The following is a 13,069-nucleotide window of genomic DNA, read 5'->3' as shown; positions in this document are numbered from 1 at the left end:
AAAACGGTGCTTGCTTTTATCGAGACGGCTTTTCAAGGAAGCCTGTGCAAACATGGTGTGCCGCCCGGCGCGTATGAATCGCAAGGCGGGCATTTGTGGGTAGGGTAACGCCAGGTCAATAATAACCCAAAAGAATTAATAACTATCTTTTTATATCTTTATCAACTAAACAGAAAAGCATCAGAGGTCGATACGCTCGACCCAGGTCTGCCACTCCTCCCCGTGCAACTCCACCACGCGATAACCCGGCCGCGACGCTTCATCCACCGCAAAGGTTTCCGCTCCGGGCAGAAACTGATCTGACGTGGCGGGGCAACCATAAGTGCCTATCGCCGAGCCCGCCAGCGGCTGATGCTGGGCAAAGGCCTGATGGGCATGCCCAAACAGAATGATCTTGACCTGGGGGTAAGCGCTCAACAGCTGCCAGAACGCATCGCGGTCCTGCAAGCCAATCGCATCCATCCAGGCCGCCCCGACATCCACCGGCGGGTGGTGCATGACGATAGCCACCGGCCGCTCGTCCTGCTCCAGCCGTTCGGCCAGGGCGGTGAGTTTGGTCGCTCCCAGCTCGCCATGGGGCTTGCCCGGCACATGGGTATCCAGCAGCAACAGGCGCCACTGTTCCAGGTCGACTTCATCCAGCATCGGGCGTTCTGCGGCCATCAGCTCGGGCTGGTCGTGGTTGCCCGGTATCCAGAACCAGGGGCACGGCAGGCGGTTCAAGGCCTCGCAGGCGTGAACGTAGGACGCGCTGGTTTCATCCTGGCTGATATCACCACTCACCACCACCACGTCCGGGCGTTCGGCCATCACAGCGTCCAGCACGGCTTCGAACTGCTGCCAGGGAATGGCCGCCCGAGAGCGTGCCTGCTTGTCGGCGTGCAGATGCGCATCGGTAATCTGTATCAACCGCATCAGGGTAGCTCCGGCAAATCGACGACATGACCATGGGCCAGCCCATGGGCCAACCACTCTCCTAAAAAGCAGTTCAACTGCAGCTTTTCATCCGGTTGATGCATGCGCGCATTGGGGTAGCGATAGCGTCCGCTGAAATGACGCTCGCGCTGAAAGTCGATGACTTCCGCCATGCGCACATCATGGTAAAGGTGCACGCGCATGCGCGGCCCTTCAATGACCGCATCCAGCGGGCCGCGCTGGGAGATCTCCACCAGCGTGGTGTAAGGGGCCTGCTGAAGAATGGCCAGCTTGAGGTCGCCAAAGTGCCGGTTATCACCGCGCAAGGCGATATCGCGCCGCTGGCCGCTCTGCAGGTCACCCACCAGGCGCACCAGGCGCAGATAGTTGGCGCTGCACTCCCCTTGCAGGGTTTTCAAATCGGTTACGTAGGCGGCTCTTGCCATGATGACTCCTTACCGGGTGTTGGCCTCGGCGGCTGACACGGCCGCGCGCTGGGAAGCCGCCCGCAGCGATGCCCGCTGCCCGGCCAACCAGTGCATGCCGATCAAACACATGGCGTTGTCGAGTCTGCCCTGCTCCAGGAGTTCCCAGGCGGCGGGAAAAGAGACGACATGCACACGGATGTCTTCATTCTCGTCCTCGACGCCATGCACGCCTCCCACGCCCTGGCTATCGACCAGCCCGCAAAATAGCGTGACCCGCTCGTTGCAGGCGCCAGGGCTTGGGTAGTAGGTATGCAATCGGGTCAGTTGGCCCACCTGGCAACCGGCTTCCTCCTGGGCCTCACGGCGCGCCACGTTTTCCAGGGTCTCGTCCTTGTCGACGAGGCCAGCCACCAGTTCCAACTTCCAGGGGGAGTGAGGGTCGTCGATGGCGCCGGCGCGAAACTGCTCGACGAGGATCAGCGCATCGCGCTCGGGGTCATACAACAGCACACCCACCGCATCGTGGCGGTTGTGCACTTCTCGGCGCATGGTGGCGCTCCAGCCGCCCTCGAAAAGTCGATGACGCAGCTCTAGCGCTTCCAGGCGAAAAAACCCCTTGTACAGGGTGTCACGCGTGATGAGTTCCACATCGTCGCGATTGAGTGTGGGGCCCATGCGGCACTCCCGGTGAACATGATCGTACCATTATCAATGCTGGCCACCGGGAATGCCAATCGGATCATCAACCGCGTGATTTGACGGCCATTACAGCTCGCGCAGCAGCGCCTCGGCATCACGGCGAAGGGCTTCGTCGGAGCGTTGGCGACTCTCCCGCGCCGTGCCGTTCACGGCTCGCTGAGCATGCTCCCGCGCCGCCTGGGTGTTGCCCTCTTCTTTCAGGAAAGCGGCATAGTAGTAGTTCACATCGATACCGTCCGGGCGAATTTCCAGCGCCCGCTGGAACATCCGCTCAGCGGTGGCGCTATTGCCAAACCCCAGCGGGCGACCCGGGGCACGGTCATACAGCGCCCCCAGGGTCACATACGCAGAGCCATTGCCCCCCATGGGGTCGATCTCGACGGCGCGTTCCAGCACCGTGCGCGCATCACCGGCGGTACCCAGCGCCCCCAACCCACCCCGCTCTCTAGCATAGGAAGCCAGCACGATGCCTTGCCATACCAGCACCTCGGCCTCGTTGGGGTTCTGCTGGGCCAGTCGCTCCGCCTCGCCCGCCAATGCCCTCAGTGTCGACTCCCGTTGGTTGGCGGGCATCTCGGTCACCGTATGCTCCCAGCGGTTCTTCAAGGAGAACAGCTCGCTTTCGAAGGCCGACGCGCTCAGCGGCGACAGCACCAGGGCACCGCCCAACGCCGCCGCCATGAAGAGTCTAGAAAATGGAATTGCACGCATGGAAAACTCCTGCTTGTTGTTATGAAGAATGAGGAATGAGCCATGAGGAATGAGTCATGACTGTTGAGTTATCACTATCGAATTAGACCTGCCCAAAGCATGGCGATATCTCGTCCACACTGACAATGTAACGAACGTTTGAATGATTCGCCAGAGAATCGCCGCTTTGTTGCCCCGTACCTTGGTAGCGTAAGCTAGGCACTTTTCCGGGAAGGTAACGACACCATGAAAGGCCGCAACATGACGCGCTGGCGCGATCCGGCAAAAGACCCGCGCCAGGCACCCAAGAGCAACCTGATTACCGCCGAGGGCGCGGCCCGCCTGCGGGGCATTCTGGACCACCTTTCCCGCGTCAAACGCCCTGAGCTGTCGGCCAAGGTAGGGGAAGCCGCTGCGCTGGGGGACCGCAGTGAGAACGCCGACTTAGCAAAAGAACCTCAAATGACATACTATATAATGCAAGCCTTTGTTTTTAAAGGATCAAATAATAGTATCAATACTAATTAAAGGTACTATTTACCCATGCGACTCCGCAACGTGCAGCTTCGATACCCACCGCTCTGCGACCTCCGTTGCCGACAGCTCATCCCAACTCAAAGCCCCCTCTAGAAATATGGCAGTAACCATAGCCTCCAAGTTTGAACTCGTAATTTCTTGAGGCAAGGATCTGGCAATTTTCAGCTCCCAACCCCTAGTTTTAACTTTAGACAGGTAGCTCTCAAGAAACTTAGTGAACAAATGCTCAGCAGCGAAGCTATTGACATACTCTAGATGCATATATTTAATTACATCTTCCACCATCCTGATCATGGTATAGTAAGCTTTATCCAGCGGATATGTAACAGCAATATGTCTAAGAACAGCATCAAGTTTGATATTATGATTTATTTTCAACCTATAGCTTATCCCCAGATACCCAACAACAGCATAAAGCTTCTCAACCCGAATGTCATTTACTAGACGCCTAATATCTTCAATATCATCAACTGTTATACACCCTTCGACCACATCATCATTTACTGCCTGCATAAAGTCATTGATATTATATAAATCATCAGGCAAGTTAATATAGAAACCTGGTTGAGGAATATCCCTGAGCCCTGCATTGGAGAGCAAAGACTTCTTTTCGGCACTCCCGCCTCTTAAGCGAACATATGCCATTACAGCCTCGTCTCCCATTCGCTCGACGCGCTTGACGGCCTTCCTAGCAACCAACGAGTTGAGAGCTTCAGCATCTATACTCTTAAAGCCAGACCAGCCAAACCCACCAGCCCCGAGCTTCAAAGGTCCATCGCCATCATAATTCATAGTGAGAATTGCCAGAAGAAACACTTTATCCAGATACTTAAGATCCGAATATTCATAGCCTTCTACTGACAAAGATGACTCCAAGTACTCAACAAGCTTCTTTTCACATTCCTCGTCAAACCTCTCCCTCTGCTCTTGCAAACAATTTTTACAGGTCCCCCTCTTCCCCTTGAGAGCCTCTTTATATTTCATCCTGCTGGACAACAAAACCACATCCCCACAAGAACCACATAGCCCCACACCTCCTGGCGCACAAAACCCAGAACCTTTTTTAATTATAACTCTAACATCTCCCTCGCGCAGACCATGCCTCTCTGAAACTCTAGAAACCGAGTAGGCAAAGCCACCGATTACACCGCCATCATCCGTCACCAACCAATAGTCATTTATTACCTCAACCTCTTCAGGTGACAAATCGCCGAAATAGCAAATGAACCCAGCTTCGTTATTTTTTCCCATTATTTTCAACTCAAGAACACCATTGAAATTACAATATAAGCGCAGCAACATGCTAGGTCAAACATCACACCGACCATGCGCCTGTTAAGAAATTACTGATGGATAGCGAGAGGACGGAGGGAACCGATCGAAGAATCATATACTTTAGAACCAGAAGGTTTCTAACAAGCTGGGGCATTTACTATTATATATACGATAGAATAAAGAGGTCCGCTATCGGCCAAAAGCGGAAGTTCAGATAGTGATCCTGCCCAGTAACAGTGGACACCTTAAGAACGTCGTACGTTACGATGAGGTGAACCATGGCAAGATCGACAACATCAATGAAGAAAAAATCATATACCTGTTACTCAGATGCCTACCGGCAAGAAGCCTTAGCGCTTGCGGATCGCATTGGCGTTGCAGCAGCGGCGCGTGAGCTGGGAATACACGCGAGTCAGCTCTATCAGTGGCGATCTAAAGCACAGCTGCAGCAAGACACATCCGAGCGAGAGCGGTCGTTGGCAGAAGAAAACGCCCGCTTGAAGCGCCAACTAGCCGAGGCAAATGAAGAGCTGGCCATCACAAAAAAGGCCGCGGTGTACTTTGCGAAAAGCCTGAAGTGAAGTACGCCTTTATCCACCGTCATCGTCAGGCGTTCAGTATTCAGCGTATGTGCCATGTTGTCGGGGTCGCTCGGAGTGGCTACTACGCTTGGCGGCAACGCGAAGGCGCATCGTCCCCAAAACGCAGCCAGCAAGCCATTATCGATCAGCATGTGGCCAAGGCTTATCACCAACGCAAGGGCCGCTCAGGCGCCCCGAGACTAACGCTAGACCTGCGAGATGATGGGATGCCGATCAACCGTAAGACGGTGGCTGCCAGCTTACAGCGTCAGGGCCTGCGCGCTAAAGCAGCTCGTAAGTTCAAGGCCACCACGAACTCACGGCATTCGCTGCCAGTCGCACCGAATCTACTAGAACAAAACTTCACGGCCTCAGCTCCTAATCAAAAGTGGGTGGGTGACATTACCTACTTGGCGACGGGCGAAGGCTGGCTTTACCTGGCAGTGCTCATTGATCTTTACTCTCGTAAAGTGGTCGGTTGGGCAATGAGTGAGCGTATGACGGCCGATCTTGTCTGTGACGCGCTACAGATGGCGCTATGGAGACGCAAAATGCCCAAAGGCGTGATAGTCCATTCGGATCGAGGTAGTCAGTACTGTTCCACGCGTTACCAATCGCTGCTTACCCGGCATGAGCTTACGTGCAGCATGAGCGCCAAAGGCAACTGCTATGATAATGCCTGTGCCGAAAGCTTCTTCCACAGCCTCAAGGTTGAAGCGATCCATGGGGAGCAATTTACAACGCGAAACGATATGAGGCGCCAGGTGTTTGAGTACGTCGAACTGGACTACAACAAACAACGGCGGCACAGTGCTATTGGGATGATCAGCCCAGAGGCCTTTGAAGCCCGAATGATCGCTTAAACCAGTGTCCACTGTTGCTGGGTAAGATCATAGTTCTGATATAACACTTTGTGAAGGAAACGCTTCATCTATACTTCCCGCGCTGCCAGAAAAAGTATAGTGAGGGGTATGTTTTCACACAGCTTCGGCCAATTGGATCTGCACTGGCAGCCGGATAACCCGGCTGCCAGGATAATACACCTCTTGTGGTGATCAGAAATTACCAGCAGTGACGCAGTGGCCGAAAGGAGGTCTATGTCGAATTGACCATCAGTTATTTATAAAGCTTAGCCATTTTAGATATAGCTCCACAATCGTTGGGCTTATCAAACGACGAGCTGCCATCGACATAATCGCGAGCGATTCTCCCTACTCTTTCGACAATAGTTTTATTAGTTGAAATAAAGCCTATTGGCATAGAGACTGGCAACGCTTCGGGCTTCGAAAAGTGATAAACAACAGCCACTAACTCGCCCTCGAGATGAATTATTTCAACATTTCCATCGAGCATGCCCTCATAGAGTCCGCTGATAGACTCTTCAAAGTTCCTGAACTCATGACACCAACTTTTAGCGGCTCGAATGTCTTCAGGTCCAAATACAGGCACATATAGAGTTGGCTTGTAAAGTTGCTTATTTTTAGTGAACGCCCTGTCGATGAAATCGCTAATCGCTGCCCTTGCTCTGTCACTCTTGCCCCAAAAGGGATCAGACGGAGCAATCCATGTAAAGCTGCTATCGTTGTGATCAGATTTCGCTTTGACACGCTTCGTCAGTATTGGTGCCAGAGTTCTTTGGAATAACTCCCAGTTTGATCGAGTGTATATCTGACCTACGAACGTCGTTCTAGCCGTCTCATAATGCTCTTCCAGCTTTTGTAAATCATCGATGAAACGCGGATTGACGGAGTTAGTTTTAGGATTAAACACCTTCAACGTGTCCTCATCCCCGATCTCCATCATCGCCTGCATAAGAGCCATCGTATTTGATGGTCGCACAAGTTTTGATAGGTTTATCGCTATAAGCCCGTGCACAATTTCAGAGTCATTTAGCTGCTCAAAATCGTCCCTTTCCAGCGACTCACCATCTTCCCCAATTTTAAACTTTGCCGTGAGACGAAGTGGAAAATCGCGCAATTTGTTTACCGCATTTACCGTGTAAACGTATGGTCTTTCCTTGGGATCTTGGCTAACAGACTTGGGCAGAAATTCTTTCTCAAGTATCTGGTAAAATTGATGTTGAAAACTCTTCTCAACCAGCTTTTCACTTTGAGAAATATGATTTCGATCCACCTCTAGTGAGATGCCAGCCCTCCAACTGTCGCTCACATTCTGATTGCTAAAACAACTGAAGCTGGCCAAATCAAAGGAGAGTGTCGCACCGCTGTCCAAGACAGCCGAAAGTTGAGGAGTCTCTCCTAAGTCTGTGAAGTAGCCTTGTGAAAGGCCAGTCAGCATGAGTCGACCGCTATCTGAAAGAGTCAACTCCCCTCGCTGAACTAAGTCTGATATAGCCTCATCCGTCTCAAGCCGGCTCAGCCCGAAGTAAGTGGCTACCTGGGATTTACTCATTGGAGCGATGTGAACCAGTCGGAGGACAAACTCTCTAATAAACGGCAATCCTTTTTGTGTTACATAAGAAAACTGAATATTGAATCTTTGTGCAGGTAGAAGAAAATCGATTTCCTGGTAAGTCATATTATTTTCTGAATCCATTAGTGTTTACCACCCTGACGAGCAGAAGCAAAGGAATACCCAGCAGCGCTTCCATGTTGATTCATAAAACGCAAAACCGATCCTAGAGGCATATCCTTATTGCTGCCTTTCCACATATCTGCATTACCAACAATCACCAATCGATCCATGGCGCGAGACATGGCCACATTTATTCGATTCGGAGCTCTCAGAAAACCCGGAGTAAGTCGTTTGTCAGAACGAGTCAGGGATAAAATAATTACTCTATTCTCTTTCCCTTGATAGCTGTCTACGGTGCCTATCTTAACCAAGTCTTTAAAGCCATCATTCCACGCTTCCTGGTTGAATTTCGTGCGTAGGATGTGCTTTTGTTCTGCATACATGCAAATAACGCCAATCGCAGCTTCATCTTCACCGATCACGTCCGAGAGCCCTCTAACAAATTCCACGTTTTCAGATAGCTCTTTAAGAAGTGAAATGATTTCATCGGCCTCGCTCCTATTATAGATACTAGTTCCGCTACCTTTGGAGTGGTGGGCCTTTTGGCCTAAATTAGCCGTATCAATCCAGGTGACTACGCTGCGTAATAAAGCGGGCGCGCAGTCGTAAATAGCAGGAATGGTTCTATCGCCATTCTGCAATTTTCCATCATAGAATGTCGCGGAAACAAGATTGCCTATGGGTGCGGCCATCCGATATTGAGTTAATAGGGCGGCGCTGGTCTGTTCGCCATACTTGGAATTAAACGCTCTCGCAAAATCGCTGCGGAGGACTTCATCCAATTCGGTGTATTTGCTGCTTATTCCTAGCTTTCGTGCCAAGGCTTGTTTGTGAGCATCAGAGTAGAGCGGTGGTAGTTGCAGGTGATCACCAACCAATAGCACCCGCTTGGCGGATTGCATTGCGATAGCCAGTTCACTAGCAATCGAGCGCGCTGCTTCATCAATAATTACCCAGTCGTAAATATTGTCATGAATACCGATGTGGCCTTGACCGATACCGACACAGGTGCCGGTCACCAATTGGCGGGAGCGAGCAAAAAACTCGTCATAATTGACGCGCTCGGCAGATAGGGCGTTATGCATATCTCGAGATACTTTCGCCAAGGCTCGTACGCGCCGCGTTTCGTCCGGCCTCACTCCATAATCGAAGCACAGTTTTGATAATACTTTATCTTTTGCGTCTGAAATTGGAGTGGTTTTTTCTAACTCAATACCGAATTTAGATGTTAGCTCATCACGAATTGAACCATCTAGCTCGACGGCAACTTTCCTTAACTGCGTGATATCTTCTTCATCTATTACATCGTCCACTCGATATAAAAGCGCTTCGAGATGGTCTACTTTGCTGAACAACTTCAACTCTGCCATAACAACGCTGGAAATAAATTCAGACTGTAGCCCCAAAGCATCACTTAGCGCCTCAACCCTGTATTTCATTTCCGCATCAAATAGTTCTCTTTTCTCTGCGGTGATGGCGTGAGAATAGACATCTTTTAACCCTGTCGACACAGCGCCCTCGCGGTTACTGAATCGAACAACCTCCAAGTCCGTGTTTAGTCGAGCGCAGTGTCGTCTGATTCGCTCAGCAGCAGTATTCACCGCTTCGTGTGATTGACTGACCAGCAAAATTCGCTTGGTTTTTTGTTTTTCAATCAAGTAGTGAACAAAGGCTGCAATGAACTCCGTTTTCCCTGTTCCAGGAGGGCCCTGTAGAAGCGACAAAGGCCCATTGTTGACTATTTTCGCAAATGCGTCTCTTTGTTGAGGATTGAGACTGATTATATTTCCGTGTTGATCTTCTCTATCATAACGAGAAAAGTCTTCCTCTGTTGGCTCAACACCGTACTGCGTAGCAGGTCTATCACATAAAGGATCGAATAAATCCACCAGTTCCGGCATAACGCCTTCTCGGTCTAGTAGACGTTCCAGTGCTGCTTTCCTCTTGCGGTAAGAAGCTCTGTCTTGCCTTGTTCTAAAAAATACAACATCACTGTTCTTCAGGTGATACGCAGCCCCCCGGGCTTTGAGAAGACGTACTGAATTGAGCGTGGAGGATTTCAGGCAAACTTCCCCCAAAAACTTTTCACCCCCTTCTTCATCCACGAGTAACGCCTCTACTTCATCAGCGGCAGTGAATGCACCCAAAGGATCAACTTCTGCGGAATAAGGTATGAGGATCCCTCCATCGGATTTCCCGATGAGTGAAATTTCACCGTCAATTTCGACATTCGGAAGGGATTGTGTTTCTGTATCTAAAATCGCTTGCCAAAGCTTCGCAGTAGAAATGGAAATGTTAGAACTTTCAGGTTGCCTTCCAGTCTGCTTATGCAGACGCTCGAAAGCTTCTGTCAGTTCAAGCGTGAGCTCACCGCTCTCTTTTTGCGGTTCGCTCTTCTCCTTGTCGTCCAGAGCCGTGGCTAATTCAACCGCCCTATGAAAAGCTTCGTTCTCGTTAAGTACTGAGGACAATGCCGATAAATTATGTGGCTTACCCGGTATAACCTTAATAGCATACGACAACTCGAATTGGCTTTCTTCAGTATCGCGCTTGCTCACTGAAGACCGCTGTTTTGGCTTAAATCCTACGACAAGTCCTTTCTCGTTCTTGCTGTACATCCCAGAAAAAATCCCTCCAATCCCTGCGAAAGTGACTTTGACCTCAGATGATTCTTTAGGGTTTTTCTCAACTCGGCAGTAAAGGTGACCATTGTCAGGGAGCAACGTTACAGCTTCGTCAGCATTACCTGCGACGATCTCAATATACTCCTGCCCAGCTTTAACTTCTGGAGCACTTAATGCTTTCTTAAAGCGCCCGAGATCCTTGAATCCGAACTGCGGATCTTCCAACTCTACTCGAACTGCGTCAGCGATCGCAGACAACTTCTCTGATTTTTCGCCCCAAGCTATTCCCAATAGCTCGCAGGACATTTTCATGACGGCGAAATTATCGCGCTCAAATGAGGTGCATCCATCGATATTGTCGGGGCTGTATTGATGATTTTTAGGCTCATCATCAGAAGGTGTAAAATCAGGAATGTCGATCAAGTACAGCGACAAACTTTCCTTTTCAATCATCACGTTTTGGGGGTGCAGATCACCATGCGACAGTCCAAGTCCATGCAGATGTTCAATTGCCGCGACTAACTTAGAGGCCGTATTGAGGCGAGATTCCTCTTCAATTTGGGCAGCGTCCCATGTATCGCCATCAATCAGATCAGTTATTAGATACAGTGAAGATGATTTAGAAGCAATGCCATAGTCTCGAATGGCAGGCAGATAAGTAGGTCTTACTGAATTGAGTTTATCCACCCGCTTCAGGAAGTTGAGCACTTGAAAATTAGTGATTGAGGAAGCACCTTGGCTACCACAATCGAGCCATGCTTTAACCAATTTTCCATCAGATACGTAGACTTCCTTTTCCGAATTTTCAACAATGAACTCACCATCTTCACGGTATTGCCGAGAATGATTAATGGCGTGACGGTATGGGGCTAGTTCAGCATCATCAAACGTAGGTATCTCATCATTTATGGGCTCCGCTTCCATCAAAGCATCAAAGAACTCTGATGCATTTGAAAAGCTTGTCGCAACGGCGTCCAAAAGAACCTCTGAATACCACTCGTTACACCCGAGCATCTCATCTTGTACTGTTTCCAGGCTTTTGGGAGACATGCGACGTCCATTAAGGAGGTGCCAACACACCAATCCTAAGGCATGCACATCATGCTGGTAAGGGGTTAAATCACTGTCATCCAGCATATCCTGTGCTTCAACTGCCCCAACTGACAGCGCCTTTCTATAGTCACCAACTGTTCCAGCGGGGCGATGATAGGCTGATATGAAGTTAGATAGGGCAATCTCCTTTGATGGAGACAGCCAAAGGCTGTGGTCCGCAATATCTCTGTGTGCGACCTTCGCTTCATGCAGATCGGCAAATTTTGCAATTAAGAGCTTGGTGATGTTTAACCTGTCTTGATCAGAGAAGTTTGCGCCATACTTCCCGATAAACTCGTTAAATCGCATATGCCCGGGAGGTAACTCATAGACTTCGCAATACTCTGCCGTTATCTCGTCTTTTTGAAAGCTGGTTAACGAACGCAAGCAGTGATTGTACAAGTCACGGTTCTGATGATTGAGGTACTGGAGGACTGTTCGCTCACGAGAAACAATATCGGCTCTACCATCAGGTGTGTACGCTTTTCCACCTTCTACTTTATTAAAATTCCATACGCGAAGCAGCGCTTCAGAATTTGAGGAAATCTCAGACGTTGCTAGGTATTCTCGATAGACATTTTTGGGGTGCTTGAAAATCTCATCTTTTGCTTCGTAGCCGTCTACTCTCAACGCTTTCGGGGCTGTCTGTGGACCCAGGAAGAGCTCGTCAAAAATACCAAAGTCATGATTAAGGACTTTTTCATTTGGGTGGGGCCTGAAGTAGTGATTAAATGTTCGCTCATTAGCGAACTTAAAAAACTCTCGTAACGATATCGTGTGATGAAGCTGTTCCTCGGGCAATTGACTAAAATCTGCATTCCCTGTCATAACGACAAAGAAATGAACACGAGGGGTATACCCTTTGTTTGAAAACTTTTGAGCCAGACGTTTTAGCTTATTGTCTAGCTTGAATTTTTTGGGGCGCGTCACGCTCACTGGGGAGCGTCCCATGTTTTGATCGCCTTTGTACCAAATATCCCCTTTGGCTGTGACTGGCTGGTGATTCCAGTCTTTTAACTCGACGATTATTACGTTACAGTGCGTAACGATTACTAAGTCATACTCACCTTCCTTCTTCGACTCTACAAAACGAAACCCCGCATAGCCTTTCCACGGGAACATCCCTTTTTCTCCAAAGACGGCTCCCTTAAGCTGATCGCGCAAAGAGCCTCCATTAGATTGATTTCTGTCCACTTGAGTCTTATCAGAAAAAGCTCCCTTTATTTTTTCAATAGCTGATACTTCTTGCTCTTGTAATCCGCCATCCCAAATTTCTATTTCCAATTTTCATTCCTTTTTTCATTAATTTCAAAATCTTATCACTATCCTAAGCTGCTTCTACAAAGCGCCACTTTGCTAATACTTAGAATTCGTCTTCATTAATTAGCCGAAACACCATTCGCTTAGCATGACTCAGGTCACTCTTAGCCAGGACGTGCCAATCGTATACTTCGCTTCCCGGCACCATTTCCTGCCCCACTGCACTACGGTCTCGCTCGAAACGAAACCTCGTTCCAGCAGGTGACTGCCACTCAACAACGTTGTCACCGCTAAAAACCGGTTTCAAATCACTTATTTTTCGTATGCCCACCGTGGCTGCCTCTTTCCAATATCAGAATTTTTTTGTAATCCACTTTCTTGAGAAACACTAACTCGTACTATCTTATGCGGTAGCCTAAATCATATTCACTCA

Annotated in this window: 8 protein-coding genes and 1 pseudogene; 2 read left to right on the top strand and 7 right to left on the bottom strand. The window is 49.6% G+C overall.

All coding sequences use genetic code 11. From position 1 onward, the window contains the following. Nucleotides 1-180 precede the first annotated feature (180 nt). The 4 genes from FEU76_RS12540 to FEU76_RS12525 form a co-directional block, all read right to left on the bottom strand. Nucleotides 181-915 (bottom strand): phosphodiesterase, encoded by a 735-nt coding sequence (locus tag FEU76_RS12540; protein WP_096923206.1) that lies wholly within the window; start codon nucleotides 913-915, stop codon nucleotides 181-183. Continuing rightward, nucleotides 915-1,361: a DUF1249 domain-containing protein gene (locus tag FEU76_RS12535; protein ID WP_039177649.1), complete on the bottom strand. Its 447-nt coding sequence runs from the start codon at nucleotides 1,359-1,361 to the stop codon at nucleotides 915-917. Before FEU76_RS12535 ends, FEU76_RS12540 begins: the two co-directional genes overlap by 1 nt. 9 nt (nucleotides 1,362-1,370) lie before the next feature. Then, nucleotides 1,371-2,018, bottom strand: coding sequence for an NUDIX domain-containing protein (locus tag FEU76_RS12530; protein ID WP_144983459.1), 648 nt, complete (start codon nucleotides 2,016-2,018; stop codon nucleotides 1,371-1,373). Between the two features lie 90 nt (nucleotides 2,019-2,108). Continuing rightward, nucleotides 2,109-2,753 carry a TRAP transporter TatT component family protein gene (locus tag FEU76_RS12525; RefSeq protein ID WP_144983456.1) on the bottom strand — a complete coding sequence of 215 codons (645 nt, stop codon included), beginning with the start codon at nucleotides 2,751-2,753 and terminating at the stop codon, nucleotides 2,109-2,111. A gap of 225 nt (nucleotides 2,754-2,978) precedes the next feature. Here FEU76_RS12525 and FEU76_RS12520 point away from each other — a divergent pair. Then, nucleotides 2,979-3,176, top strand: a pseudogene (locus tag FEU76_RS12520) (transcription elongation factor GreB); the annotation flags it as partial. Nucleotides 3,177-3,269: 93 nt separating this feature from the next. Here FEU76_RS12520 and FEU76_RS12515 read toward each other — a convergent pair. Continuing rightward, nucleotides 3,270-4,520 carry a hypothetical protein gene (locus tag FEU76_RS12515; protein WP_144983453.1) on the bottom strand — a complete coding sequence of 417 codons (1,251 nt, stop codon included), beginning with the start codon at nucleotides 4,518-4,520 and terminating at the stop codon, nucleotides 3,270-3,272. A gap of 302 nt (nucleotides 4,521-4,822) precedes the next feature. On the opposite strand from FEU76_RS12515, the gene FEU76_RS12510 reads away from it, so the two are divergent. Then, nucleotides 4,823-5,988, top strand: a protein-coding gene (locus tag FEU76_RS12510) for an IS3 family transposase (protein ID WP_144983449.1) whose coding sequence is annotated in 2 segments (ribosomal slippage) — nucleotides 4,823-5,084 and nucleotides 5,084-5,988 — 1,167 coding nt in all. Because the reading frame shifts where the segments join, the coding sequence is not laid out codon by codon here. Between the two features lie 253 nt (nucleotides 5,989-6,241). Here FEU76_RS12510 and FEU76_RS12505 read toward each other — a convergent pair. Continuing rightward, the gene (locus tag FEU76_RS12505) at nucleotides 6,242-7,681 is read right to left on the bottom strand and encodes a hypothetical protein (RefSeq protein WP_144983446.1); all 1,440 of its coding nucleotides are present in this window, start codon (nucleotides 7,679-7,681) and stop codon (nucleotides 6,242-6,244) included. Then, a complete protein-coding gene (locus FEU76_RS12500) occupies nucleotides 7,681-12,660 on the bottom strand; it encodes an AAA domain-containing protein (protein ID WP_144983444.1) in 4,980 nt (1,659 codons plus the stop codon). The genes FEU76_RS12505 and FEU76_RS12500 overlap by 1 nt, the downstream gene beginning before the upstream one ends. Nucleotides 12,661-13,069: the final 409 nt, after the last annotated feature.

The sequence above is a fragment of the Halomonas sp. C22 genome (assembly GCF_007655045.1).
GTDB lineage: Bacteria > Pseudomonadota > Gammaproteobacteria > Pseudomonadales > Halomonadaceae > Vreelandella > Vreelandella hamiltonii.
Note: the sequence above shows the minus strand (reverse complement) of the source record. Positions and strands in the feature narration are given on the sequence as shown.